This is a genomic window from Micromonospora sp. URMC 105 (genome assembly GCF_051386295.1).
In the GTDB taxonomy this organism is placed as follows: domain Bacteria; phylum Actinomycetota; class Actinomycetes; order Mycobacteriales; family Micromonosporaceae; genus Micromonospora.
In genome coordinates this window covers 23,775-49,468 of sequence record NZ_JBPQTL010000029.1, presented here as the reverse complement: position 1 = coordinate 49,468, position 25,694 = coordinate 23,775, and the positions used below count along the sequence as shown (strand labels likewise).

At 76.6% G+C, this 25,694-nt stretch carries 23 protein-coding genes; 5 read left to right on the top strand and 18 right to left on the bottom strand.

Annotation, left to right across the window (positions count from 1 at the left end; all coding sequences use genetic code 11):
* Positions 1 to 19 precede the first annotated feature (19 nt).
* Positions 20 to 226 carry a hypothetical protein gene (locus ACSNN7_RS12590; protein ID WP_088961651.1) on the top strand — a complete coding sequence of 69 codons (207 nt, stop codon included), beginning with the start codon at positions 20 to 22 and terminating at the stop codon, positions 224 to 226.
* A gap of 113 nt (positions 227 to 339) precedes the next feature.
* Here the strand turns inward: ACSNN7_RS12590 and ACSNN7_RS12585 are convergent, their stop codons facing one another.
* The 4 genes from ACSNN7_RS12585 to ACSNN7_RS12570 all read right to left on the bottom strand — a co-directional run bounded on the left by ACSNN7_RS12585 (position 340) and on the right by ACSNN7_RS12570 (position 6,948).
* On the bottom strand, positions 340 to 2,448 hold the full coding sequence (locus ACSNN7_RS12585; protein ID WP_436680919.1) for an amino acid transporter: 2,109 nt from the start codon (positions 2,446 to 2,448) through the stop codon (positions 340 to 342).
* A gap of 116 nt (positions 2,449 to 2,564) precedes the next feature.
* Positions 2,565 to 2,957: a hypothetical protein gene (locus tag ACSNN7_RS12580; protein ID WP_436680918.1), complete on the bottom strand. Its 393-nt coding sequence runs from the start codon at positions 2,955 to 2,957 to the stop codon at positions 2,565 to 2,567.
* A gap of 180 nt (positions 2,958 to 3,137) precedes the next feature.
* Positions 3,138 to 3,908 (bottom strand): DUF5995 family protein, encoded by a 771-nt coding sequence (locus ACSNN7_RS12575; protein ID WP_436680917.1) that lies wholly within the window; start codon positions 3,906 to 3,908, stop codon positions 3,138 to 3,140.
* 118 nt (positions 3,909 to 4,026) lie between these two features.
* Positions 4,027 to 6,948, bottom strand: a complete 2,922-nt coding sequence (locus ACSNN7_RS12570; protein WP_436680916.1) for a helix-turn-helix transcriptional regulator — start codon at positions 6,946 to 6,948, stop codon at positions 4,027 to 4,029.
* Between the two features lie 190 nt (positions 6,949 to 7,138).
* Here ACSNN7_RS12570 and ACSNN7_RS12565 point away from each other — a divergent pair, with 190 nt between their 5' ends.
* Positions 7,139 to 9,490 (top strand): AAA family ATPase, encoded by a 2,352-nt coding sequence (locus ACSNN7_RS12565; protein WP_436680915.1) that lies wholly within the window; start codon positions 7,139 to 7,141, stop codon positions 9,488 to 9,490.
* Between the two features lie 109 nt (positions 9,491 to 9,599).
* On the opposite strand, the gene ACSNN7_RS12560 is transcribed toward ACSNN7_RS12565, so the two are convergent.
* Genes ACSNN7_RS12560 through paaK form a run of 3 tightly spaced genes read right to left on the bottom strand, consistent with a single transcriptional unit; the run spans position 9,600 to position 11,964 of the window.
* Positions 9,600 to 10,184, bottom strand: a complete 585-nt coding sequence (locus ACSNN7_RS12560; protein ID WP_436680914.1) for a dienelactone hydrolase family protein — start codon at positions 10,182 to 10,184, stop codon at positions 9,600 to 9,602.
* Positions 10,185 to 10,232: 48 nt separating this feature from the next.
* A complete protein-coding gene (paaI, locus tag ACSNN7_RS12555; RefSeq protein WP_436680913.1) occupies positions 10,233 to 10,655 on the bottom strand; it encodes a hydroxyphenylacetyl-CoA thioesterase PaaI in 423 nt (140 codons plus the stop codon).
* A 1-nt stretch (position 10,656) separates the two neighbouring features.
* On the bottom strand, positions 10,657 to 11,964 hold the full coding sequence (paaK, locus tag ACSNN7_RS12550) for a phenylacetate--CoA ligase PaaK (RefSeq protein ID WP_436680912.1): 1,308 nt from the start codon (positions 11,962 to 11,964) through the stop codon (positions 10,657 to 10,659).
* A gap of 174 nt (positions 11,965 to 12,138) precedes the next feature.
* Here paaK and ACSNN7_RS12545 point away from each other — a divergent pair, with 174 nt between their 5' ends.
* From ACSNN7_RS12545 to crcB, 3 genes are all read left to right on the top strand, one after another.
* Positions 12,139 to 13,200: a hypothetical protein gene (locus ACSNN7_RS12545; protein WP_436680911.1), complete on the top strand. Its 1,062-nt coding sequence runs from the start codon at positions 12,139 to 12,141 to the stop codon at positions 13,198 to 13,200.
* A 283-nt stretch (positions 13,201 to 13,483) separates the two neighbouring features.
* Positions 13,484 to 13,951: a FluC/FEX family fluoride channel gene (locus ACSNN7_RS12540; RefSeq protein ID WP_436680910.1), complete on the top strand. Its 468-nt coding sequence runs from the start codon at positions 13,484 to 13,486 to the stop codon at positions 13,949 to 13,951.
* Positions 13,948 to 14,310, top strand: a complete 363-nt coding sequence (gene crcB / locus ACSNN7_RS12535; RefSeq protein ID WP_436680909.1) for a fluoride efflux transporter CrcB — start codon at positions 13,948 to 13,950, stop codon at positions 14,308 to 14,310. The genes ACSNN7_RS12540 and crcB overlap by 4 nt, the downstream gene beginning before the upstream one ends.
* A 51-nt stretch (positions 14,311 to 14,361) precedes the next feature.
* Here the strand turns inward: crcB and cobA are convergent, their stop codons facing one another.
* From cobA to cobO, 11 genes are all read right to left on the bottom strand, one after another.
* The gene (cobA, locus tag ACSNN7_RS12530; protein ID WP_436680908.1) at positions 14,362 to 16,023 is read right to left on the bottom strand and encodes a uroporphyrinogen-III C-methyltransferase; all 1,662 of its coding nucleotides are present in this window, start codon (positions 16,021 to 16,023) and stop codon (positions 14,362 to 14,364) included.
* Positions 16,020 to 16,616: a precorrin-8X methylmutase gene (locus ACSNN7_RS12525; protein WP_436680907.1), complete on the bottom strand. Its 597-nt coding sequence runs from the start codon at positions 16,614 to 16,616 to the stop codon at positions 16,020 to 16,022. The genes cobA and ACSNN7_RS12525 overlap by 4 nt, the downstream gene beginning before the upstream one ends.
* A complete protein-coding gene (locus tag ACSNN7_RS12520; protein ID WP_436680906.1) occupies positions 16,613 to 17,698 on the bottom strand; it encodes a HoxN/HupN/NixA family nickel/cobalt transporter in 1,086 nt (361 codons plus the stop codon). The genes ACSNN7_RS12525 and ACSNN7_RS12520 overlap by 4 nt, the downstream gene beginning before the upstream one ends.
* Entirely contained in the window at positions 17,695 to 17,886 is a 192-nt protein-coding gene (locus tag ACSNN7_RS12515) for a 4Fe-4S binding protein (protein WP_154936401.1), read from the bottom strand. The genes ACSNN7_RS12520 and ACSNN7_RS12515 overlap by 4 nt, the downstream gene beginning before the upstream one ends.
* Entirely contained in the window at positions 17,874 to 19,544 is a 1,671-nt protein-coding gene (gene cobJ / locus ACSNN7_RS12510; RefSeq protein ID WP_436680927.1) for a precorrin-3B C(17)-methyltransferase, read from the bottom strand. Before cobJ ends, ACSNN7_RS12515 begins: the two co-directional genes overlap by 13 nt.
* Before the next feature lie 161 nt (positions 19,545 to 19,705).
* The gene (gene cbiE / locus ACSNN7_RS12505; protein WP_436680905.1) at positions 19,706 to 21,013 is read right to left on the bottom strand and encodes a precorrin-6y C5,15-methyltransferase (decarboxylating) subunit CbiE; all 1,308 of its coding nucleotides are present in this window, start codon (positions 21,011 to 21,013) and stop codon (positions 19,706 to 19,708) included.
* Positions 21,001 to 22,152 (bottom strand): cobalt-precorrin-5B (C(1))-methyltransferase, encoded by a 1,152-nt coding sequence (locus ACSNN7_RS12500; RefSeq protein WP_436680904.1) that lies wholly within the window; start codon positions 22,150 to 22,152, stop codon positions 21,001 to 21,003. Before ACSNN7_RS12500 ends, cbiE begins: the two co-directional genes overlap by 13 nt.
* Positions 22,149 to 22,979: a precorrin-4 C(11)-methyltransferase gene (gene cobM, locus ACSNN7_RS12495; RefSeq protein ID WP_436680903.1), complete on the bottom strand. Its 831-nt coding sequence runs from the start codon at positions 22,977 to 22,979 to the stop codon at positions 22,149 to 22,151. The genes ACSNN7_RS12500 and cobM overlap by 4 nt, the downstream gene beginning before the upstream one ends.
* Positions 22,976 to 23,728 (bottom strand): precorrin-2 C(20)-methyltransferase, encoded by a 753-nt coding sequence (gene cobI / locus ACSNN7_RS12490; RefSeq protein WP_436680902.1) that lies wholly within the window; start codon positions 23,726 to 23,728, stop codon positions 22,976 to 22,978. Before cobI ends, cobM begins: the two co-directional genes overlap by 4 nt.
* On the bottom strand, positions 23,725 to 25,086 hold the full coding sequence (locus ACSNN7_RS12485; protein WP_436680901.1) for a cobyrinate a,c-diamide synthase: 1,362 nt from the start codon (positions 25,084 to 25,086) through the stop codon (positions 23,725 to 23,727). Before ACSNN7_RS12485 ends, cobI begins: the two co-directional genes overlap by 4 nt.
* A complete protein-coding gene (cobO, locus tag ACSNN7_RS12480) occupies positions 25,083 to 25,694 on the bottom strand; it encodes a cob(I)yrinic acid a,c-diamide adenosyltransferase (RefSeq protein WP_436680900.1) in 612 nt (203 codons plus the stop codon). The genes ACSNN7_RS12485 and cobO overlap by 4 nt, the downstream gene beginning before the upstream one ends.

Genomic DNA, 25,694 nt, shown 5'->3' with positions numbered 1-25,694 from the left:
ACGATTCTGGAGGCACCCCATGCGCGGCACGTCGATTTTCGGAGTACTGGTCGTCATCTGGCTGCTCATCGGCGCGATAGCCGCCGGGCAGCGCGGCTACTACAGCAACGACGACACCAACTGCGCCGAGGCCGGCACGATCCTGGTGACCATCGTGGCCGGGCCGTTGAACTACATCGGCGCCAACCCGAAGGTCGACTGCAAGCTGCCCGAGCCCTCCAAGTAGGCCTCCCCGACCGGAACGCCCGCGCCCGCACCCCCGGGGCGCGGGCCGTTCCATGTCCGCTCCCGATCACGTCCGTCACCACCCCTAGGGCGTCCTAGGAGGCTGGGTAACGGTCAGCCGCCGACGTGGATGCCCGGCCGGCGGGCCGGGTCCGGCTCGCTTCTGCGGATGATCTCCCGAACCACCGGCGGAGTGTCGCCCCGGCCCAGGATGAGGTAGCGCAGCAGGTGGGCGACCGGACTGCCCTCGGACCACTCGAAGTGCGCGTGCGGGCGTACGCCGGTGCCGTCGCGCAGGGCGAGCAGGATGGCGGCGATGGCGTTCGGGACCGCCGGGCTGGCGGCCCGCAGCACCCGGTAGCCGCCGACCTCCACGCCGCACACCCGCAGTTCCTGGCTGAACCGGGAGGGGTCCACCACGTCGATCTCCAGGAAGAGCACGTCGGCGGCGCCCGGCACCGGGTTCATGCCGCGCTGCGCCCGCTCCTTGACCCGGTACTCCTTGAGCGAGCCGCTGGCGCGCTTGTGGGCGACCAGGTGCAGCCGGCCGTCGTTCGCCAGCGACTCGGCGACGAAGCGCCGGGCGGTCTCGTCGAACTCGATCCGCTCCGCCCGCAGCTCGGTGGTGCGCGACACCCGGGAGATCAGCGAGACGGCGATGATCCCCGCGATGAACAGCATCGAGATGGCGATGCCGTCCGGCTTCTCGATCACGTTCTCGGCGAGGGCGTAGAGCAGGACGGCGGTGAGCACGCCGAAGCCGGTCGCGGCGACCCGGTGGTGGGCGCGCACCGCCGCGATGCTCACCGCCACCGCGGCGGAGACCATCATCGCCAGGATCCCGGTCGCGTACGCGCCGGCCTGGGCGTTGACGTCCGCCCGGAAGGCGATCGTGATGGCGATGCTGATGCCGGTGTAGACGATCACCACCGGGCGCACCGCCCGGCCCCACTCCGGCGCCATCCCGTACGAGGGCAGGTAGCGGGGCACGATGTTGATCAGACCGGCCATCGCCGAGGCGCCGGCGAACCAGAGGATCAGCACACTGCTGATGTCGTACACGGTGCCGAACGCCTCGCCGACGTGCTCGTGGGCCAGCCAGGCCAGGGCCCGGCCGTTGGCCGCGCCATCCGGCCGGAACTGCTCGGCCGGGATCAGCACCGTGGTGACGAAGGTGGTGGCGATCAGGTACACCGACATGATCAGCGAGGCGGCGGCGAGCAGCTTGCGGGTGTTGCGGATGCGCGCCTCGAGGCGCTGCTGCCGGTCCGCCCCCTCCCCCTTGACCAGGGGCATCATGCTGACCCCGGTCTCGAAGCCGGACAGGCCCAGCACCAGCAGCGGGAAGGCCAGCACCGCGGGCCCCAGCAGGTCACCCGGGCCCGCCCCGCCGGCGGTCAGGGCGCCGGTCCAGTCACCCACCAGCGACGGGTCCGCGACCAGCTCGGCCAGCCCGACGACGACGATCACCGCGTTCAGCCCGAGGAAGACCGCGACCAGCGGGATGGCCACGGTCACCGCCTCGCTGAAACCCATCAGGAACACCCCGCCGAGCACCAGCAGCAGCACCACGGTGACCACGACGGCGGCCAGGGTGCCGTGCGGGAAGGACTCCGGCAGCAACGGGTTCTCCAGCAGGTGGACCGTGGCGTCGGCGGCGGAGAGGGTGATCGTGATGATCCACGAGGTGGCGACGAAACCGAGCAGCACCAGCACGAAGATCTTGCCGCGCCAGAACGGCAGCAGCCGCTCCAGCATCGCCACCGACCCCTGCCCGTGCGGGCTCTCCCGGGCCACCCGGCGGTACATCGGCAGCATCCCGAACAGGGTCAGCGCCACGATGAGCAGGGTGGCCAGCGGGGAGAGCGCCCCGGCGGCCAGCGCCGCGATGCCGGGCAGGTACGACAGCGTGGAGAAGTAGTCGACGCCGGTCAGGCACATCACCTGCCACCACGGGTGGCGCTTCTGCGCGCCCTCCTCCGCCTCCGGGCCGACCGCCTGCACGTGGTGGGCGAAGAGCCAGCGCCGCAGCGGGTCGGCCGGCGGCCGAGTCCGGGCGTGGCTCTCCACGCACTCGGGGACCACCACCGGCCCGGTGCGGGTCCGCTCCCCCTGGGCCGGGTCCCGGGCCGCCCGCACCTCGCGCCCGGGATTCGCCGGCGCGCTCGGTCCGCGCCGACCCCGGCTACGCCGCGGCGCCGCCCCGTCCCGCCCGTCCGTCATGCCCCGTCCCACTCTCCACGGTCCTGCACCGACCGTAGGCGCTCCCTGCGGCGCGGCTCGGCGGAACCGGCAAGCCGGGAGATCATCCCCGGCCCCGGGCCACCTGACCGGAGGCCTCAGCCGGGCCGGCCGCCCAGCACGTCCCGCAGGGCCTCGGGGTCGGAGACGGTGACGGTGGCGCCCGGGTGGCGCAGCCACGGTCCCGCCACGAGGGCCGGCACGGGCTCGGCGAACCGCACACACACCCCCGCGGCGGTGCTGCTGCCGAAGGTGACCCCCCGGTCGGCGAACGACAGGTGCGGCCCGATCGTCCGCCACCAGCGGAACGGCCCGTCGATCTGCGCCCCGGTGACGTTGGCCCGCGGCGTGCGCAGCCGCCAGCGTCCGTACCGGATCTCCAGCGCCTCGTCGTCCACCAGGACCCAGGAGGTCTCCGGGCGGACGCCGAGCAACGCCAGCGGAGCCCGGAAGGCCGGGTCGAAGCGGAACGCGGAGCGGTGCACAGGCATGACCCGCGCGTACCCGGTGCGGGCCGGCCGACACCCCGGCTCACTCAGCCGCGGTCGGCGCGGACCCGGGTTGCACGGCGCGGCGTCGTGGTGGCGGACGGCACCTGTCGGCCATCCTGCCCGGCGGGGACGCGCCCCCGCGCCCCGGTTTCCCGGAGCGCGGGGACCCCCCGTTCCCGGCTACTGCAGAAACGCCCCCAGTGGCGAGAGCAGCAGCCGGCCGAGCGCTGCGGCGTTGTCGTCCAGCCGCGTGCGCTCGCAGTCTCGGGCGTGCGGGTCGTGCCGGCAGCGCCAGATCTTCTGCGCGTTGCGCCAGGCCACGTCCCGGGTGTATTCCACCAGTTCGCCCTGGTACCAGTCGTCGACGTCACCGTTGAGCATGTCGATCAGCAGCTGCCACCGCTCCAGGTAGCCGCGGCGCAGCGACGGAATCTTGTCGGCGAAGATGTCATTGATCTTGAGATAGTCGCGGTGCTGCTCGCTGCCGTCGACCGGCTCGGACTCCAGGTGGTCGAAGGTCGTCACCAGCGCGAACGGCAGGTCGAAGTTGATGTGCGCGTTGACCCCCGCCGCCGCCGACGGCAGCGGCCGGGCGTCCGGGCCGCGCATCCGCTTGAACAGGCAAGACCAGGCCTTCGGGGTGCTCGGGCTGGACTCGGACCACAGCCGCAGCGCGTCGAAGTAGCGGGTGGCGAACTCCACGTCGAGCCGGGACAGGAAGACCGGATCGGCGAAGAAGCCGTCGTACAGCCCCTCCAGCACGCTGGTGGTGATGGTCAGGTACAGCTCGTTGAAGTCGGCCAGCGGGCAGCTGCGCTCCAGCGGTGGCAGCCGCACCAGCAGGTCCTGGAGCTTGGTGAGGTGGTCCACCACCGCCGGCACGTCGCCCGGGTGGTCCGCCAGCAGACCGACGATGTCGGCGTGGACCGGGCCCCAGACCGGTTCCGTCATGTCTCCTCCACAATGGTTCAGGGGCACCGGCGTGCCGTCGGCGTCGCTGGACAGCCTTCCAGCGACGCAGACGTACGGGATCAGTAGAACGACGTATTCGCGCCGGCCCCGCTCGGGGTCAGTCGGCGCGGTTGCGCAGGTGGATCGCGCTGGCCTGGACCCGGGTACGCACCTGGAGCTTGTCGAAGATGTGCGAGACGTGTACGCCGATGGTCCGCTCGCTGATGAACAGCCGCTGGCCGATCTCCTTGTTGGTCAGCCCCTCGGCCACCGCGGCGAGCACCTCGCGCTCCCGGGCGGTCAGCACCGCCAGCTCGTCGCTGACCGGCTCGGCGTGGGTCGCCGCCCGGCCGCCCGCCGGCTGGGCCCGCTCCTCCAACTCCACCCGGGCCCGCCCCGCGAGCGCCCTGATCTCGCTGGTCAACGGCACCGCGCCCAGAGACTGCGCCATCTCGTACGCCCGGCGCAGCAGCTTGGCCGCGGTCGCGCTGCGGCTGCGCCGGGCGAGCAGCGCCTCGGCCTGCCGCAGCCGCGAGTACGCCGCCGGGTACGGGTGGTTGCGCCGGTCCCACTCGGTGGCCGAACGGGCCCACAGCTCGGGGTCGCCGCGCCCGTCGAGCCGGCTCAGCTCGGCCGTGCACAGCGCCAGGAACCCCTCCACGCCCAGGCGTACCGGCCGGGCCGCGTGGGCGCTCTTGCGGGCCACCCGGTCGACCACCTCGCGCAGCCGCCGCAGCGCCGTCTCGTCGACCGGCACCGTCCGGCCGGCGTGCGCCTCCGCCTCGGCGCGCAGGCCGTGCCAGGCGAGGGTGGCCAGCAGCATCACGTCGTCGGAGCGGCTCTCGGTGAGGCCGCGCTGCACGGCCTGCCGGGCCAGATCGGGCCGGCCCTGCCACATCGCCAGCCCGGCCCGCAGGATCAGCATGGGCAGCACGTGGCGGGCCCCGCCACCGGCCAGCACGGTGGCCACCGCCTCCAGGTCCCGGTCGGAGGCCGCCACGTCGCCGTACCCGACGGAGAGCCGGCACCGGGCCAGCAGCAGCTCGACCGCGTCCGCGCCGGACGGGCGGTGCCGCAGCGCCGCCGCGACGACCTTCTCCGCCTCGGCCCACTGCCCGACCCGGAACAACCCGTTGGTGGCGATGGCCAGCAGCCGGGTCTCGTAGGTGCGTCCCAGGCCCAGCTCGGCGACCCGCTCCGCGCCCCGGCGGGCCACCACCACCCCCTCCTCGAGGATGTTCAGCGGACCGGTCAGCAGCTCCGCCAGGTGCAGGTACGCGCACGCCACGTCCTCGGGGCGGCCGGCCCGCTCGGCGATCTCCAGCGCCCGCCGCACCACGGCCAGACCGGCGTCCGGGTCCTCCAGGAACGCCTCGCTGAAGCCGAGCGCCGAGCTGGCCAGCACCACCTCGGTGGTGCTGCCGTCGACCTGGGCCGCCAGCTCCAGCGCCTCCCGGGCCCGGGCGCCGGCGTCGGCGTACCGGCCCAGGTGCAGCAGCAGCTCGGCGAGGTGCGCGGCGGCGGTGGCCCGTTCCCGGACGGTGCAGTCGGCGGCTTCCAGGACGCGCTGGTACTCGGCCTCGGCCGGCGCGGACCGCCCGGCGGCGGCCAGGTAGCGGGCCCGCCGGATGCGCAGCGCGCAGGAGGGCTCGGCGTCGTCGCCGCCGGCCAGCTCGGCGAGGAGGGAGAGCGCCCGCGCGTGCTCGCCGCACTGGTGGGCCGTCTCGGCCGCGTGCTCCAGCAGCACCGCCCGGTCGACCTCCACCGGCGCGGCCTCCGCCGGCCCGGCCGCCGGGGTGTCGGCCAGCTGCAACGCCACCGACCAGTGCCGGTGCGCCTCGGCGAAACCGTGCAGCCGCTCGGCCTCGCGGGCGGCGGCCATCGCCGCGGGCAACGCCCGGCCGGGCTCGCCGGCCAGCCGCCAGTGGTGCGCCAGCCGGGCCTGGTGCAGCTCCGCCGGCACCCGGGTGAGCGCCTCGGCGTAGCGCCGGTGCAGGGCGCTGCGCTCGGCGGGCAGCAGCTCGTGGGCGAGCACCTCGGCGACCAGGCGGTGCCGCAACCGGTAGCCGTCGTCGGCGCCGACCAGCAGCCGGTGCGCCACGGCGGCGCGGACCGCCTCGATCAGCTCCTGCTCGGGCAGGCCGAGCACCTCGGCCAGCAGCCAGTGCTCGACCGGTTCGACGCCGGCGGCCACGGCGTGCACGACCGCGTGCGCGTGCTGGGGCAGCGCGTCGACCCGGGACAGGAAGATCTCGCGCAGGGTGTCGGAGAGACCGTCACGACCGTCACGCAGGTCGCGGGCCAGCTCCTCGACCACGAAGGGGTTGCCGCCGCTGCGCTGCCAGACCTGCTCGGCGGCCTCCGGCGTCGGCGGCGTGCCGACGATCGCGGCGACCAGCCGGTCGGTGTCCGCGCGGTCCAGCGGGGCCAGGTCGACCACCCGGACCGAGCGCAGCCGGCGCAGCTCGGTGAGCACCCGGCGCAGCGGGTGGGCGCCCTGCAACGACTCGGCCCGCACCGCGGCGAGCACGGAGAGCTGGAGGTCACCCAGCCCGGCGAGGAGGTAGAGCAGCAGCTGCCGGGTGCTCCGGTCGACCCACTGCAGGTCGTCGAGGACGAGCACCAGCGGGCGCCCCTCGGCGATCAGGCTCAGCCCGCGGGAGACCCGTTCCAGCAGCGCGCCACCGTCGGGCGTGGCCGTCTCCTCGGCGAACATCCGCAGCAGGCCGCGGACGGCCGACGAGGTGCGGGCCTGGGTGGCGGTCAGCTCGGCGTCGAAGCGGCGCAGCGCCTGGAGCACCGGATGCAACGGGGAGGCGTCGCCGATGTCCAGGCACGACCCGGTCAGCACGACCGCTCCCGCGTCACGCAGCCGTGCCCCGACCTCGTGCAGCAGCCGGGTCTTGCCCACCCCGCTCTCGCCACTGACGAAGACCGCGGCGGTCTGCCCGGGCCCGAGCTCGTCGAGCAGCGCGGAACGCAGCGCCGTCAGCTGGTCGGCACGGCCGACGAGCGGTGCGGTGTCCACATCGCTGGCCATGACCGCAGCCTAGTCACAGGTCCCCGCACCGTTCTACGGGCTTGATCCCGCTGTGGTACTCCTCGCGTCGACATTGCGACTAAAGGTTGCGACCGAACGACATACGTCGTTCTGCAGATCCCCCGACGGCCCGGTGGTGACAGTCTCCGGAGGTCGTAAGGCACCACTGCTGGGGGGAAGGGTGGGCACGATGCCACTGTCCACGATCACCACCGGCCGGGAGGACCACGGCTGTTCCGGCTCGGCGCGCCTGGCGCCGCGCCCCGACCCGGAACAGCCGGTCACCACGTCACCCTGGCCGGTGCGGGAGGAACGGCGCGTGGTCAGCGTGCTGTTCGCCGACATAGTCGGCTCGACGGCGCTGACCGAACGGCTCGACCCCGAAGACGTCCGGGCGCTGCAACGCGCGTACTTCGACACCGTCGCCGGGGTGCTGCGGCACTGGCACGGCGTGGTCGAGAAGTACGTGGGGGACGCGGTGATGGCGCTGTTCGGCGCGCGCCGCTCCGACGGGCTCGACGCGTACCGGGCGGTCCGGGCGGCGCTGGAGATCCAGCGGGCCCTGGACCGGCGGCCCATGCCGGGGGGCGTGCGGCTGCGGGTCCGGGTCGGGGTGGCCACCGGTGAGGCGGTGGTCGACCTGGCCGCCGCCCACGACGGCGGGCACGGCGCTGCCAGCGGCGCGGTCACCACCACCGCCTCCCGGCTGCAGGAGTACGCCCCGGCGGGCGGGGTGGTGGTCTGCGCCGCCACCCACCGGGCCACCGCCGACCTGGTCGAGCAGCGCCCGCTCGCCCCGGTGGCGCTGGCCGGCAAGGCGCTGCCGGTCGACGTCTGGCGGGTCACCGCGGCCGGCCGACCGCGGCGGCCCCGGCACGAGGGCCCGCTGGTGGGCCGGCGCCGGGAGCTGGCCACCGTCGCCGACCAGCTCGCCCGGGTCGCCCGGGAGCACCGTCCACGATGGGTGTCCCTGGTCGGGCCGGACGGCGTCGGCCGCAGCCGCCTGCTGCACGAGCTGCGCCGCACGCTGCGGGAGGTCGACGGGGTGGCGGTGCGCTGGGGCGTGACGCACTGCCCGCCGTACGCGCAGGGCGCCTCGGGGCCGATCGCCGAGCTGGTGCGCGACCTCGCCGGAGTGCGCGGCCGGGACCCGGCGGCGGTGGTCCACCGGCGGCTGGCCGCCCTGGTCCACGGGCTGGTCGCCCCGCCCCTGGCCGTCCCGGCCGTGGCCGCGCTGACGGCGCTGCTCACTGCGCCGGAGGGCGCCGCCCCGGCCGGCGGCGGGCCGGTGGCCTGCCGCCAGCTGCTGCTGGCCCTGGCCGCCCGGCAGCCGGTGGTGGTCGCCGTCGACGACCTGGACCGGGCCGCGCCGGAGCTGGACCGTTTCCTGCGGACCCTCTTCGCGGCGGCCACCCAGCGCGGGCTGCCGCTGGCCGTGGTCGCCACCCACCGGCCACAGCTGGCCGATCCGCTCCCGGTGCCCGGCGACCGGCGCTGCCGGGTGCCGCTGGCGCCGCTGGGCACGGTCGACACCGGCCGGTTGCTGCGCCGGCTGCTCACCCACGCCGGCCGGCCGGCCGCGCTGGCCGGGCGCCTGCTGCCGCTGGTCGCCGGCATGCCGGGATACGCCGCCGCGTACGTCGCCGCGGCCGGCGACGGCGACGGGGAACCGGGTCTGCCCGAGGCGGTGCGCCGCACCGCGTCCGCCCGGCTGGACCTGCTCGACGCCCAGCGGCGCGCGGTGCTGACGGCGGGCGCCACGCTGGGCGTCGGCTTCACCGCGCCGGCCGTCGACCGGCTGCTCGGCTGGGCGCCCGGGCGCGCGGCGGCGCTGCTGCGCCGGCTCGCCACCGCCGACGGCCTGGTCCGGGGCGACCGGCACGGCCGGTACGAGATCGTCGACCCGGCCCTGCGCCGGGCCGCGTACGACCGGCTGCCCCGGGCGGTCCGCGCCGAGTTCGGCCGGCGGGCCGAGCAGTGGCGGCGGTCCACGGCACCCGCCCGGCTCGCCGCCCGCCGCTCCGGCGCTCCCGTGCGGCTCGGCACGCCCCGCCCGGCCGGCGTCGTTCCTCCTCGGGCCCCCGCCCTCGCCGCCCCGGCGGTCGCCCCCGGCGGCCTGCGCCAGCACGTCGGCACCGGCGTGCACGCGGACCGGTTGGCGCCTGCCGTGCGCTTGAAAAAGGACGGTGCGTCGACGCCGACGACGACGAGCACCGCGGGAGGGCCACGCGGCCAGGCGGTCGGCGGTCTCCACGCCGCCCCGGGACGCGGTCCGCGCGCCGAACGGGGCCGTCGCGAGGATGTCGTGCCGATCCTCCCCCGGCTCGCCGTCGGGCCGCGCCCGCACCGGCGACCAGCCGATGCCGTCGTACACCGGGACCGCCACACCGCACCGGACGCGCACGCCCACCCGCCGTCACCGCTGCCCCAACCCGTCGGCCGGGACACCGCCGGCGTGGTGGTGGCACTGCGGCCGGCGACAGCGCAGCGCGCCGATCGGACGCCGTCGCACGGCGGTCCACGGCCGGCGCGGGCGGCCTGATCCACCCCACGGAGGTGCGGCGCCGGCGTCTCGACCTGCCCGACCGTGTGCCGGCCCGGCGGCCGGTAGAGGGAACGGCACGCCGCGGTCCGCCGGGCGCGCGTCGGGGTCAGCCGGCCGACGGGGTGGGCAGCGCGGCGAGGAAGGCCAGCGCCCGCTCCCAGGTCAGCTCGGCGGCCCGCGGGTCGTGGTCCGGCACGTCCGGTTCGGTGAAGAAGTGCCCCGCGCCCGGGTAGCGGAACACCTGCACCCCCGCCCCCGCCCCGGTCATCGCCCGCCGCCACTCGTCGACCTCGTCCGACGGCTCGTACTCGTCGGGGTCGGCGAGGTGCAGCTGCACCGGCAGGCCGCGGCGGACGGTGGCCGGATCGCCGCCGGTACCGTGCAGGAGCAGCAGCGCGGCGGCATGTGGCCGCTCGGCGAGCAGCGCGCCGGCCACCCCTGCGCCCATCGACCAGCCGGCCAGCACCGTCTCCGGCGGCAGCGGGGCCAGCGCGGCCCGGCCCCGGCGCAGCACCTCGTCCAGGCCGATCTTGTCGAACAGGGCGAAGCCCGCCTCCACGGTGTCGACGGGCGGCTCGCCGTACAGGTCGGGGGTGACGACCCGGTGCCCGGCCGCGCGCAACCGGTCGGCCTGGGCCAGCGTGGCCGGCCGGAGCCCGTACACGGAGTGGAAGAGCACGATGTCCGTCATCCGGTCATGGTGCCGGAGAACACCGACAACGGCGGCGCGGCGCGCGGGTCAGACCTCGCGGGCCACCGTCCGGCTGCGACCCCGGAACTCGGCCACCACCTCGTCGCCGCGGAACACCGTGACGTCGTAGATGCCGCTGCGGCCGTAGCGGGTGCGTTCGGTGGCCCGGGCGGTCAGCAGGTCACCCTCGCGGACCGGGCGCAGAAAGCTGATCTCGCCGCCGGCGGCGACCGTCACCGGGCCGTGGCTGTTGCAGGCCAGCGCGAACGCGGTGTCGGCGAGCAGGAAGACGAAGCCACCGTGACCGATGCCGTGCCCGTTGAGCATGCTCGCGGTCACCCGCATCCGGGCCACCGCGGCGCCGCCGGCGGCGGAGACCAGCTCGATGCCGAGGGCCCGGGAGGCCACGTCCGCGTCGAACATGTCGTGCGCGGCGGTACGCCCCGACCCGACCCGGCCGTTCTCCGCCATCTCAGCCCGCCCGTCGCTGGTCGACGATCCGCCGCATCTTGCCCATCGACCGCTCCACCCCGTCGGGCTCGACCACCTCGACCCCGACGCTGACCCCGATGATGTCCTTCACCTGCTCGACCAGGGCCCGGCCCGCCCGGGTGGCCTCCTCGACGCCCGCCCCGGCGCGCCGCTCCACCCTGACCGTCAGGGTGTCCAGCCGTCCCTCGCGGGCCAGCACGCACTGGAAGTGCGGCGACAGCGCGGGCGTACGCAGGATCAGCTCCTCGATCTGGGTCGGGAAGACGTTCACCCCGCGCACGATCATCATGTCGTCGGTCCGCCCGGTGATCCTCTCGATCCGGCGCATCGGCCGGGCGGTGCCCGGCAGCAGGCGGGTGAGGTCACGGGTGCGGTAGCGGACCACCGGCATCGCCTCCTTGGTCAGCGAGGTCAGCACCAGCTCACCCTGCTCACCGTCGGGCAGCACCGCGCCGGTGACCGGGTCGATGATCTCGGGATAGAAGTGGTCCTCCCACAGGTGCAGCCCGTCCTTGGTCTCCACGCACTCGGTGGCCACCCCCGGGCCCATCACCTCGGACAGGCCGTAGATGTCCAGCGCGTGCATGTCGAGGCGCTGCTCCATCTCCCGGCGCATGTCCTCCGTCCACGGCTCGGCGCCGAAGATGCCCACCCGCAGCGAGGTGCCGCGCGGGTCGATCCCCTGCCGCTCCATCTCGTCGACGATGGCCAGCATGTAGCTGGGGGTCACCATGATGACCTCGGGCTGGAAGTCGCGGATCAGCAGCACCTGCCGCTCGGTCATGCCGCCGGAGACCGGGATGACGGTGCAACCCAGCTCCTCGGCGCCGTAGTGGGCGCCCAGACCCCCGGTGAACAGGCCGTAGCCGTACGCCACGTGCACCCGGTCGCCGGGCCGCCCGCCGGAGGCGCGGATCGAGCGGGCCATCAGCCGCGCCCAGGTACGCAGGTCCTCTCGGGTGTAGCCGACCACGGTGGGCCGGCCGGTGGTGCCGGAGGAGGCGTGCAGCCGGGCGACGAGTTCACGGGGCACGGCGAACATCCCGAACGGGTAGTTCTCCCGCAGCTCCGCCTTGCCGGTGAACGGGAACCGGGCCAGGTCGGCCAGTTCCCGGCAGTCGTCCGGGTGCACGCCGGCCGCCTCGAACGCCCGCCGGTAGTGCGGCACGTTGTCGTACGCGTGCCGCAGCGACCAGCGCAGCCGGTCGAGTTGCAGCGCCCGCAGCTCGTCGACACCGACCCGTTCGACGGGTTCCAGCTGCTCCGGCGAGGGGGTGCGGTCCTGCACGGTGCCTCCTGTGCGCGCGGGTACCGGCGCGGGTCCGCGCCGAGGCGACGCTGCGTACCGTACGCCCCGCGCCGGCGGGCCGACCAGCGCGCCGACCGCCGATCCGCGGGTCACCCGATCAAGCAGCGAAGCGGCAGAATGGCGCGGAGTGGCAGACGCGGGAGGGCGGCGACGATGACGCGTACCGACACGGCACCGGCGGGCATCGGCGGGCGGGCGGCCGGACGGCCGGCGGTCGCCCCGGCGAGCCGGCGGGCGGACCTGGTCGCCGTCCTGCTCGGCGCGTGCCTGGTCGGCGGGGCACTGGCCGACGGCTGGGCGCACACCAACCGGCTGGAGACCATCGAGGGCTTCTTCACGCCGTGGCACGGCCTGCTCTACGCCGGTTTCGCGGGCAGCGCGGGGTGGACCTGCTGGCTGGCATACCGGCGTCGGGACCGCGCGCCGCGGTGGTGGCGCGACGGCTGGCCCCGGGGGTACCGGGTGGGCGCGATCGGCGTCGCGGTCTTCGCCGCCGGCGGGCTCGCCGACATGATCTGGCACGAGACCCTCGGGGTGGAGGTCGGGCTGGACGCCGAGTTCAGCCCCAGCCATCTGCTCCTCGGCGGCGGGGCGGTGCTGCTGCTCACCAGCCCGCTGCGGTCCTGGTGGGCCAGTGGGGAGGGCGGAGCGCGGGCGGCGACCGGGGTGGCGTCACTGGCGCTCGGCACGACGGCCACCACCATCCTGCTCGCGCACTCCTCGGCGTTCCGCACCGCCGCCGCCACCCAGCCGGTGGGAGCGGCCGGCGCGCAGCAGTCGGCGATCCTCGGCGTTGACGCGTACCTGGTCACCGCGGTGGTCGTCGTCGTGCCGTTCCTGCTGGCGCACCGCCGCCGGGCGACGCCCGGGGCGGCCACTGCCGTGGTCGCCGGGGTGGCGCTCTTCGCCCTGGTGATGTTCGAGTTCCCGGTGCCGCAGACCTGGGGCGCGGTCGGCGCGGTCACCGGCGCCGCCCTCGCCGACCTGATGCTGTGCCGGTTTGACGCGGTACGCGGCGCGGACGCGCCGCTCCGGCTGCCGATCGCCGGCGCGGTGCTGGCCGCGCTGGTCTGGGGCGGGCACCTGGCCGGGCTGGCCCTGGCGGACGGGATCGGCTGGACGCCGGAGGTGTGGAGCGGGGTCGTCACGCTGACCGCGATCGAAGGGGCGCTGCTCGGCGGACTGGCCGCCCGCCCCCTGCCCGAGGCGGACTGATCGGCCGGGCCCGGACGGATGGCCCACCCCTGCGCGACCCGCCCGCCGCCGCCGTCAGGGGTGCTGCGGGTCCAGGTTCCGGTCCCCCGGAGCAGCGCGCCGAGCTTGGCCCGGCCTGATCGAGGTGGCGGGCGGGCCGCGGCAGACTGCCGGGCCGCAGGGCCTCGGCGGCGATATGCTCGCGGGCGGCGCCGGCGGGGGCCTGCCGCCCCGGCCCCGACCGGCACCGGCCACGCCGGGTACGCCCACGGTCCCGGCCCGTGTCCGGGTACCTAGGAGGACAGTGTCCGCACCTCGGCGCATCGACCCCGACGTCGACCTGCGCGTACCCGCCGACCGGCGCGAACTGGGCGCCCACCCGGCCGCCGTGCTCGGCGCGATCGCCGCCGGCGGGGTGCTCGGCGCGCTGGCCCGGGCGGGCATCCAGGCGGCGCTGCCGCACCCGCCCACCGGCTTCCCGTGGTCGACCTTCGGCGTCAACGTGACCGGGTGCCTGCTGATCGGGGCGCTGATGGCGGTGCTCGGCCGGCGCGACGCCGCCCCGCTGGCCCGCCCGTTCCTCGGCGTCGGGGTGCTCGGTGGGTTCACCACCTTCTCCGCGTACGTGGTGGACGCCCACCGGGCGGTCGTCGCCGGGGCTGCGCCGATCGCGCTGGCGTACCTGGCGGCGACGCTGGTCGCCGGGCTGCTGGCGGTCTGGGCCGGGGACGCGCTGGCCGCCCGGCTGCTCCACCGGGGCGCCGCCCGGTGACCGTCCTGCTCATCGTCGTCGGCGCGGCGCTCGGCGCGCCGCTGCGTTACCTGGCCGACCGGGCCGTGCAGGCCCGGCACGACTCGCTGCTGCCGTGGGGCACCCTCACCGTCAACGTGGCCGGTTCGCTGCTGCTCGGCGTGCTGCTCGCCGTCCCCGCCGGGCCGGCCGTCACCGCCCTTCTCGGCACCGGCTTCTGCGGCGCGCTGACCACCTGGTCCACCTTCGGCTACGAGACGCTGCGGCTGGCCCGCACCGGCGCCCGGCGCCACGCCCTGGCCAACGTGCTGCTCAGCGTGACCGCCGGCCTGGCCGCCGCCACCCTCGGCCACGCCGTCGGCCAGGCACTCGCCGGCTGACACCCCTCCTCCAATGCCGCCCTGAACCCGCCAGGCCGTGACGACCGCCGGTCAGGGGGTGGGGGCGCCGACGAGGGTGAGCGCCGCCACCGGGCCGACCACGAAGACGGCCGGCGGCCGGATCTCCTCCCGGGCAGCCAGGTCACCCACCTCGTCCAGCCGGGACGACAGCGACCGCTGGTCCGGCTGGCCGGCGTCCTGCACCACCAGGACCGGGGTGTCGGCCGGGCGGCCGTGCTCGACCAGCACCGCCGCGATCTTCTGGACGGTGTCGACCGCCATCAGCAGCACCAGGGTGCCCCGGGCGCGGCCCAGCGCCACCCAGTCCACCAGGGAGTCCGGGTGCCCGGGCGGCAGGTGGCCGGAGACGACGGTGAACTCGTGGGCGACGCCCCGGTGGGTGACAGGCACGCCGGCAAGGGCCGGCGCGGCGACCGCGCTGCTCACCCCGGGCACCAGCACCGTCTGGACCCCGGCCGCCGCGCAGGCCTGGACCTCCTCGTGGCCCCGGCCGAAGACGTACGGGTCGCCGCCCTTGAGCCGGACCACCCGCCGGCCGGCCCGGGCGTGCGCGATCAGGGTCTCGTTGATGGTGTCCTGCCCCATCGACGGCCCGCGTGGCACCTTCGCCGCGTCGACCAGCAGCACCCCCGGGCGCAGCCCGGCCAGCAGGCCCTGCGGGGCCAGCCGGTCGGCCACCACCACGTCCGCGGCGTCGAGCAGCGCCCGGCCCCGTACGGTGATCAGGTCGTCCGGGCCGGGGCCGCCGCCCACCACGGCGACCTGCCCCGGGCGCAGGCCGGGGTCCTGACCGTGGTGGTGATGGTGGTGGTGCCCGTCGTGGTGGTGGTGGCCGCCCACCGGGTCGTCGGGGTGGTCGTGCGGGGTCTGCGGCCGGCCCACCTTGTCGGCGAAGCCCGGCATCAGCACCCGGTACGCGCAGGTGTCGCAGTTCATCCGGATGTCGCCGCGCAGCGCCTCGGCGTGCCGCTCCAGGACCAGGTCGGCCAGCGCGTCGCAGTCGCCGATCAGGTCGGCCACCCGCACGTCCAGCTCGGGATGGGCGGCGGCGAACTCGGCCGACCGGGCGACGATCCGGTCCGGCAGCACCCCGGCGAAGAGAAAGTACGGTGCGACCACGATCCGCCGGGCGCCGAGACGGCGCAGCCGTTCCAGCACCGCCGGCACGGACGGCTCGGCCAGCGAGATGAAGCCCGGTTCGACCCCGGCGTAGCCGCGCCCCTCCCACAGCAGCCGGGCCACCTTGGCCACCTCGGCGTTGGCGTCCGGGTCGGTGGAGCCGCGGCCGATCAACGCCACCCAGGTGCCGGCCCGGTCGTCCCCGCCGAGGGCGGCGTCGATCCGCTCCTCGAGGGCGGTGTGCAGCAGCGGGTGCGGCCCGAGCGGCCGCCCGTAGCGGTAGGTCAGCCCGGGGTGGCGTTCCTGCTCGCGGGCCATCGCGGCGGGGATGTCGCCCTTGCCGTGCCCGGCGGCGGTGAGCACCAGCGGCAGCGCCACCAGCGACCGGTGTCCCCGGCCGGCCAGCGCGCCGACCGCGTCGGTCAGCGGCGGGCGGGACAGCTCGATGAAGCCACCCTCGACGTCGCCGACCCGGCCGGCGGCGCGCTGCCGGACCCGGTCGACGAGGGCGGTGAACTGGTCGACCCCGGCCGCGCTGCGCGTGCCGTGCCCGACGATGACCAGCGCGGTCATGGTGTCTCCTCCTGGTACAGCAGGGCGTTGAGGGCGGCGGCGGCGACCGCCGAGCCGCCCTTCTCGCCGACGTTGGACACGGCGGGCAGGCCGCTGGCCCGCAGCGCCGCCTTGCTCTCGGCGGCCCCGACGAAACCGACCGGCAGCCCGACCACCAGGGCCGGCGCCGCGTCGAGAGTGATCAGCTCCGCCAGCGCGGTCGGCGCGCAGCCGACCACCCAGACCGCGCCCGGCCCGACCCGGTCCAGGGCGATGCGGACCGCCGCCGCCGAGCGGGTCAGCCCGGTGTCGCGGGCCAGCTCGGCGGCGGCCGGCTCGGCGACCGGGCAGACGATCTCCCGGCCGGCCCGGGTGATCCCGGCGGCGACCATCCAGACGTCGGCCACGATCGGGGCGCCGGCGCGCAGCGCGGCCAGCCCGCCCGCCAGCGCCGCCTCGTCGCAGACCAGCTCGGTGACGTAGGCCAGGTCGGCGCTGGCGTGCACCACCCGCTCGGTGACCGCCCGGCTCAGCGGCGGCAGGTGGCGCAGGTCGACGCGGTCCCGCAGGATCCGGTACGACTCCTGCTCGATCGGGTGCACCATGCGGGTCACGGGCGGTCCCCGGCCGCGCCGCCGTAGCGCCGGTCGTGGCCGCGCAGCTTCCACAGCACCACGGCGCCGCCCCAGGCCAGCGCGAAGAGCACCACCACCGCGTAGCCGAGCTGCTCGAAGTGGTCGCCGAGCGCGGCGTACCCGGAGAGCGCGGTCAGGCCGAGGTGGTCGACCAGCAGGCTGGCCCCGTAGACGCTGGCGACCAGCGCGCCGACCAGCACCGTCATCCCGGTCGTGGCCAGGTTGTACCAGAGCCGCCGGGCGGGGTGCCGGTACGCCCACGAGTAGGCGCGGGCCATCAGCAGGCTGTCGGCGGTGTCCATGGCGGACATCCCGGCGGCGAAGAGCAACGGCAGGGTGAGCAGGGCCAGCACCGGCAGCCCACCGCCGGCGGCGGTGCTCGCCGACAGCGACAGCAGGGTGACCTCGCTGGCGGTCTCCAGGCCCAGCCCGAAGAGGAAGCCCACCGGCGCCATGTGCCAGGAGGAGCGGACCAGCGACCGGGCCCGGGTGCCGAGGATCCGGTGCATCAGGCCCCGGTTGAGCAGCAGCAGGTCCAGCTCGGACTCGTCGAGCGTGCCGGCGCGCAGCCGCCGCCACAGCTTCGCCATCCCGGCCAGCACCGCCGCGTTGAGCCCCGCCACCAGCAGCAGGAACGCGGTGGCGGTGGCCGCCGCGACCACCGCGCCGACCTCGCGTACCCCGGCCAGGCCACCGTCGGTCATGGTGGCGGAGGCGAGCCCGATCACCAGGGCGAGCAGCAGCACCACCGCGCTGTGCCCGAGGGCGAAGAAGAAGCCGACGCCGACCGCCCGGCGGCCGCGCAGCAGCATCAGCCGGGTGGTGTCGTCGATGGCGGCGATGTGGTCGGCGTCGAAGGCGTGCCGCACGCCGAGCAGGTAGGCCAGGGCACCCGCGCCGGCCAGCCCGCCGGCCGCCGCCGGCTGGTCGTTCCAGTACAGGTAGAGGCTCCACCCGGCGACGTGCAGGGCGGCGACGGCGGCCACCACGCCGCCGAGGCGTACCCGCTCGGCACGGCTCCACCGGCCGACGGGCGGGGCGGCGGTCGGGGTCGTTGTCATCGTTCTCCTCGGGGTTCGGCGGTGGCACGGATGGCGTCCACCGGGCAGATCTCCAGGCACTCCAGGCAGCCGGTGCAGCGGTCCTCGCGGACGGTGAGGCCGCCGGGTGTGGGCCGGATGGCGTGCGTCGGGCAGGTGAGCAGGCAGGCGCCGCAGCCCTGGCAGGCGCCGATGGTCACCGCCGCCACCGGTACCCCCGGGGCGTGACCATCCGGCCGGCGACCAGCCGGGTTTGGGTGCTGCCGACGACCACCACGCTGTACATGTCGACCACGGCCGGGTCGAAGGTGGCCAGGGTCGCCAGGTGCACGCGTTCGCCGTCCCGGCTGGCGTTGCGCACCACGCCGACCGGGGTGTCCGGCGGACGGTGCGCGGCGAGCAGCTCCAGCGCCGCGCCCAGCTGCCAGTCCCGGGCCCGGCTGCGCGGGTTGTAGAGCAGCGTGACCAGGTCCGCCTCGGCGGCGGCGGTGACCCGCCGGACGATGACCTCCCACGGGGTGTGCAGGTCCGACAGGCTCAGGTAGACGTGGTCGTGCCCGAGCGGCGCGCCGAGCAGCGCCGAGGCGGCCAGCCCGGCGGTCACCCCGGGCACGCCCACCACGTCGATGCGCGTGTCGGCGTACTCCAGGGCGGGGCTGGCCATCGCGTACACCCCGGCGTCGCCGGAGCCGATCAGCGCGACCGCGTGCCCGGCGGTGGCCTCCGCGACGGCGGCGCGCGCCCGTTCCTCCTCCGCGCCGAGCCCGCTGGCGAGCACCCGGGTACCGGGCCGGAGCAGGTCGCGGACCTGGGCGACGTACTGGTCGAGGCCGACGACCACGGCGGCCCGGCGCAGCTCGGCCGCCGCGCGCGGGGTCCGCAGGTCGGCCGCGCCGGGGCCGAGCCCGACGACGGCCAGCCGGCCGCGCGGGGCGTGCCGGGCGACGGCGACGGTGGCCATCGCCGAGGCGGTCTTCGGCACCAGCAGGGTGGCGTCGCCGCCGCGCAGCGCGGCGGCCTCCGCGACGCTGGGGGTGCCGACGGCGGCGCGGACCACCTCGCTGGGGTGCGGCACGTCGACCGTCGCCAGCTCCGCCGCCGGCCAGGTCACCAGGGGTACGCCGAGCGCGCGGGCGGTGTCCACGATGCCCGCCTCGTCGGCCTTGAGGTCCACGCTGGCCAGGCAGCGCAGGCTGGCCGGGGCCAGCCCGGCGTCGGCGAGCGCCCGGCGCAGCAGCCCGGCCACCTCGGCGGCGGCCACGCCCCGGCTGGAGCCGATGCCGGCCACCAGGGACGGCGGGCGCAGCACGGCGGTCCGCCCGTCCAGCGGCACGACCCGGTCGGTGACCAGCAGCCGGTACCCGGCGTCCGGCGCGTCGGCGCGCACGTTGCCGGGCAGCGCCGGCAGCGGCCAGGTGGTGTCGGCGTCGAGGCGGACCGGCTCGCCGTCGAGGACGGCCCGGGAGACGGCGGCCACCGCCCCCTCGACGGGCCAGCCGAGCGTGTCCAGGCCGGGCAGACCGACCGCGTCGGTGGCGGTGGTGACCACCGGCCGCGCGTCGAGCAGCGCGGCCACGTCGGCGGCGAGGGCGTTGGCGCCCCCGGCGTGCCCGCCGAGCAGGGCGACCGCGTGCCGGGCCGCCTCGTCGACGACCACCACGGCCGGATCGGTGCGCTTGTCGCCGAGCAGCGGCGCGAGGATCCGGACCACCGCCCCGGTGGCGAGGAACGCCACCACCGCGTCGCACTCCGCCCAGGCGCTGCGCAGCGCGTCGGCGACCGTCTCCCCCGGGACCTCCCGGGCGTGCGGCCAGGCCTCGGCGAGGGTACGGGCGTGCCGCCGGCCCGCGGCGGTCGCGGCGACCAGCCCGACGGTGGCGGGACCGGTCGCGGGCGCGAGGGCCGCACCGGTCGTGGCCCCGGCCTGGCCGGGCACGGCGGCGGGGCCGGTCGGAATGGTGTCGGGTGGTGCGGTCTGGTGCACGTGCGCTCCCCGCGAGGGTCCGGTGTGGTGGGTGGGTGGCGTGGTCACCGGCGCTCCCCGGTGAGGACGACCACCGGGTTGGCGGCGGCCAGGCGCAGCGAGCCGCCGGGCAGGTCGGCGAGGCGGGCGGCGGCGAGCTGGCTGCCCTCGACCGCGTAGCCGACGGCGCGCAGCAGGTGCACGGCGGGGGCGACCCGGTCCAGCGCCGCGAGGGCGGCCACCACCCGGTCCGGCCGGCGCTCGGCCACCGCGGCGAGCACGTCGGTGCCGCCGCCGCCGACGAAGACGGCATCCGGGTCGGGCAGCCCGCGCAGCGCCTCCGGGGCGGAGCCGGTCACCAGCCGGACGTCGACGCCGTGCCGGGCGGCGTTGTCCCGCACCGGCGCCTCCGGGTCGCGCTCCACCGCGACCACGGCCGCGCCGAGCAGCGCACACTCGATGCCCACCGAGCCGCTGCCGGCGCCCACGTCCCAGATCAGCCGGCCGAGCCGGGGACGCAGCCGGGCCACCGCGAGGGCGCGTACCTCCGCCTTGGTGATCATCGAGTCGCGGTGGGCGTACGCGGACTCGGGCAGCGCCCACCCGCCGGCCGGCGCGGCGGCCGGCTGGTCGTCCGCCCGCACCGGCCCCACCCCGGTGACCTCGCCGGCAGCGGCGGTACCGCCGGCGACATCGGCGAGATCGGCGGCGTCGGCGAGCCGTCCACCGCCGGTCGGGCCGGCCGCGGCCGGGGCGAGGCTGAGCAGGACGTGCGGGTCGACCCAGCGGCGGCCGGCGGCGTCCTCGGGAGTGGTCCAGGTGATCCGCTCGTCGGGCGTGCCGAGCAGCTCGGCCACCACCAGCCGGCGGGGCCAGCCCACCAGACCCGCGCCGAGTTCGGCCGCTCCGGCGCCGGGCGCGGTGAGCACCGCGACGGCCGGCAGCGCGCGGCAGGCGTTGAGCGCCGGCCGCGGGTCGCGCCCGTGGGCGGTGACCACGGCGGCGCCGTCCCAGGGCAGCCCGGCGCGGGCGAACGCGGCGGCGACGCTGGAGACCGCGGGCAGCACCCGCAGCGGCAGCCCGGCCGCCCGCAGCCGCCGGACGATGCCGAAGAAGCCGGGATCGCCGCTGGCCAGCACGACGGCCCGGTGGCCGGCGGCGACGGCGGCGCGGAGCGCGTCCAGCGCGGGGGCCAGTGGCCCGAGTGCGACGGTGACGCACCCGGGCCGCACCGGCACGGCGGCGAGGTGCCGGGCCGCCCCGACCACCAGCCCGGCCGTGGCCAGCGCCTCGGCCAGCCCGGGGTGCGCCGGCCGACCGGCGGCGTCGATCCCCACCACGGTCACGGCCGCGCCGGCGCTCACGCCGCCCACCGCCCCGAGGAGGCGACGACCCGGGAGCCGGCGAAGTCGACCATGGCCACGTCGACGGTGACCGGCCGATCGGCGAAGCGGAGCAGCACCTGGCGTACCCGCTGGCAGAGCAGGTCCCCGGCGGGACCGAGCAGGCCGGCGGCCTCCCACAGCTCGTACGCGTGCCGGCCGGTGTTCGCCGCGGTGACCGCCGCGACCAGGTCGGCGTCGCCGCCGGCCTCGGCGGTGATCGCGCCGAGCAGCGACAGGTCCACCTTGGAGCGGGTGTAGTGGGTCATCAGGATGCCGGCGGCGAGCTTGGCCAGCTTGCCGGCCATCCCGACGAAGACCACGCCGGTCATCCCGTCACCGACGGCGGCGGTGATCGCGGCCCCGGTGAAGTCGCCGACCTCGACGAAGCACACCTCGGGCAGCTCCGGCAGCAGGTTGCGGGCGGCCCGCTCGGTACGCCCCCCGGTGCAGAGCACCACGGTGGACTCGCCCTGGGCGGCCATCACGTGCACCGCCTGCACCACGCTGGCCCGCCAGGAGGCGGTGGAGAAGGGCCGGACGATCCCGGTGGTGCCGAGGATGGAGATGCCGCCGAGGATGCCGAGCCGCCGGTTGGTGGTCTTGCGGGCCATCACCTCGCCGCCCGGCACGCTGACCACCACCCGGACGCCCACCTCGGTCAGGTCGACCACCTCGGCCACGGCCTGGCCGATCATCCGGCGCGGGGTGTCGTTGATCGCCGGCCCGCCGACGGCCAGGCCGAGCCCGGGCTTGGTGACGGTGCCGACGCCGGGGCCGCCGGCGAGGTCCAGGCCGGGCTCGGCGCGCCAGCCGACGGTGGCGGTGAGGTGCGCGCCGTGGGTGACGTCGGGGTCGTCGCCGGCGTCCTTGATCACCACGGCCTCGGCCCGCGGGTCGGGCGCCGGGGTCAGGTCGCACCGGGCGACGGGGAAGCTCACCCGCCGGCCGTCGGGCAGCCCGATCTCCACCTCCGGCTGCGGCACGCCGGTGACCAGCGCGGTCACCGCGGCCTTCGCCGCCGCCGTCGCGCAAGCGCCGGTGGTCCAGCCGGTGCGCAGCGCGGTGGGCCGGACCTTCGCGGTACGCGGCAGGTCCGGCTCGCGCAGCGGCGGCTCGGCGTACGTCACCGGAGGCCGTCCCCCGACCCGGCGGCGCGGGCGCGGCGCAGCTCGGCGCGGGCGGCCGGCTCGGCCCGGCGGAAGGTGTGGAAGTGCCCCGGGTGGTAGAGGTGCGATCGGGTGCCGGTGGCGGCGAGCGCCGGGCCGACCAGGAAGAGGGTGTGCTTCCAGAGCCGGTGCTCCTTGACGGTGGCCTCCAGGTCGGCCAGCGCGCAGTGCACCACCAGCTCGTCCGGCCAGGTCGCCTGGTACGCCACCACGACCGGGGTCTCCGGCGGGTAGCCCCCGGCGAGCAGCTCGGCCTGGGCCTGCCCGGAGCGGGCGGCGGAGAGGAAGAGCGCCATCGTGGTGCCGTGCCGGGCGAACTCGCGGACCCGCTCCCCCGCCGGCATCGGCGTCTTGCCGCCCTCGAGTCGGGTGAGGATCACCGACTGGGCCACCTCGGGGATGGTCAGCTCCCGGCCGACGATCGCCGCCACGGCGGTGAACGAGGACACCCCGGGCACGATCTCGACGGCCAGGTCGAGCGCCCGGCACAGGTCGAGCTGCTCCTGCACCGCGCCCCAGAGCGCCGGGTCGCCGGAGTGGATCCGGGCCACGGTCAGGCCCTCGGCGGCGGCCCGCCGGTACAGCGGCAGCACCCCCTCGATGGGGAGTTGCGAGGAGTCCACGATCTCGGCGTCGGCGCGGGCGTGGGCGAGGACGTCGGTGTGTACCAGGCTGGCCGCCCAGATCACCACGTCGGCCGCGCCGATCACCCGGGCGGCGCGGAGGGTGAGCAGGTCGGCCGCGCCGGGTCCGGCCCCGACGAACCACACCTTTCCGGTGCTGGTCACAGTTTTCCTCCCCGGCGGTCCCGGCGGGCCGGGACCAGCAGTGTCGACAGGTACGGCAGGTCGTCGCCGGTCGCGTCGACCGGCCCGATCCGCTCCCCGGGCAGGCCGAGGGACCGGCCGAGCACGGCGTCGGTGAGCCGGTCGTGCCGGCGCAGCTCGTCGACCAGCTCGGGATGGCGCCGCCAGCCCTTGTAGACGACGACGGTGCCCGGGCCGGCCAGCGCGTCGGCCAGGAGCGCCCGCCCGGCGGTGGCCGGCAGCAGGGTCAGCGGTTCGCGGCCCTCGCAGAGCGGCACGCCGCTGCGCGCGGCCAGCTCCTGCATCGCGGTGACCCCGGGCACGGTGCGCACCTCGACGGCGGGGCGCAGCGCACGGACGCCCTGCGCGAGGTAGCCGAAGGTGGAGTACACGTTCGGGTCGCCGATGGTGGCGAAGGCGATCGAGGCGGCGCCGTCGTCGAGGGCGGCCACCACGGCCCGGGCGGCGGCGTCCCAGGCCCGCTCGCGGCGGGCGGTCACCCCGCCCCGGTCGTCCAGGGCGAACGGCAGCCGGCGCAGCCGGTCCGCGTCGACGTGCGCGCGCACGGTCGTCTCGGCCCGGCCGGGGGGCGTGTCGCCGTCCGCGGCCAGCCGGTCCAGCACGGGTACGACCACCAGGTCGGCCTCGCGCAGCACCCGCACCGCCTTCAGGGTGAGCAGTTCCGGGTCGCCGGGGCCGACGCCCACCCCGGTCAGCGTGGGCGCCCTCACCGGGCGGCCGCCTCGACGAGACGGCGGGCCGCCGACGGGTGGCCGGCCCAGTGGGTGTGCAGGTAGGAGGCGTGCACGCGGCCGTCGACGAAGCCGTGCCGGCCGCCGTCGAAGTGCCACGCCGGCCGGTCCCCGTGGCCCGGGTCGGTGGCGGTGCGGTGGAACTCGTGGCCGCGTACCGGCTCGCCGGCCGGGTGCGGCGGGGAGTCGGCCGCGGCGACGGCCTCCCGGTAGCCAAGGGTGAGCTTCCCGGTCATCCGGGCGGTGTGCGGCAGCCGCCCGGACATCGGCACCCCGTCGAGGGAGCGCCCGAGGTAGAGCAGGCCGGCGCACTCGGCGACGACCGGCCCGTCGAAGCCGGCCAGTTCGGCGCGGAGCGCGGCATTGGCGGCGAGGGCCTCGACGTGCACCTCGGGGAAGCCGCCGCCGACGACCACGGCACGGGTGCCGGTGGGCAGGGCGGGGTCGCACAGCGGGTCGAAGCGGACCACGGTGGCGCCGGCCGCGGCGAGCAGCTCGGTGGTCTCGGCGTACGAGAAGGTGAAGGCCGGGCCCCCGGCGACCGCGACGACCGGACGCTGCCCACCGGCGGGGCCGCCGACGGCGACGGCCGGGTCCCAGGCCGCGGCGGTCAGCGGCGGGGCGGTCCGGGCGAGGTGCAGCACCGCGTCGAGGTCCACGGTGGACTCGACCAGCTCGGCGAGGGCGTCGACGACGGCGAGGGATTCGGGGGCCCGTTCGGCGACCGGCACCAGCCCGAGGTGCCGCGACGGCGCGGCCACCTCGGCGGCCCGGGTGACCGCCCCGAGCACCGGTACGCCCACCTCGGCGAGGGCGTCGCGCAGCAGGGTCTCGTGCCGGGGCGAACCGACCCGGTTCAGCACCACCCCGCCGATACGCACGCCCGGGTCGAAGGCGCGCATGCCGAGCACCAGCGCGGCGGCCGAGCGGCCCTGCGCGGTGGTGTCGAGCACCAGCAGCACGGGCGCGTCGATCAGCCGGGCGACGTGGGCGGTGGAGGCGTACGACCGGCGGCCGACCGCGCCGTCGTGCAGCCCCATCACCCCCTCGACGATCGCCACGTCGGCGGGGGTGGGGACGCTCGCCCCGTGCCGCAGCAGCGGCGCGATCCGCTCCTCGCCGACCAGCCAGGGGTCGAGGTTGCGGCCGGGCCGGCCGGCGGCGAGGGCGTGGTAGCCGGGGTCGATGTAGTCGGGGCCGACCTTGTGCGGGCTGACGGTCAGGCCGCGCCGGCGCAGCGCGCCGAGCAGTCCGGTGGCCACGGTGGTCTTGCCGTGCCCGCTGGCCGGGGCGGCCACCACCAGCCGGGGCAGGGCCCACGGCGCGTCCGGGCTCACCACTCGATGCCCTTCTGGCCCTTCTGGCCCGCGTCCATCGGGTGCTTGACCTTGGTCAGCTCGGCGACCAGGTCGGCGGCGGCGACCAGACGCGGGTCGGCGTCCCGGCCGGTGATCACGACGTGCTGGAAGCCGGGGCGGCCGGCGAGGGTGTCCACGACCTCGTCGACGTCGACCCAGCCCCACTTCATCGGGTAGGTGAACTCGTCGAGCACGTAGAGGCCGTAGCGTTCGGCGGCCAGGTCACGCTGGACCTGCCGCCAGCCCTCCAGGGCGTCGGCGGCGTGGTCGGCCTCGCCGCCGCGCTGGATCCACGACCAGCCCTCACCCATCTTGTGCCAGGCCACCGGGGCGCCCTGGCCGGTGCGCTCGTGCACCTCGCCGAGGGCGCGGAAGGCGTTCTCCTCGCCGACCCGCCACTTGGCGCTCTTGACGAACTGGAACACCCCGATCGGCAGCCCGGCGGTCCAGGCCCGCAACGCCAGCCCGAACGCGGCGGTGGACTTGCCCTTCATCTGTCCGGTGTGCACGACCAGCAGCGGGCGGTGGCGCCGCTGCCGGGTGGTCAGCCCGTCGGCGGGCACGGTGGACGGCTTGCCCTGCGGCAT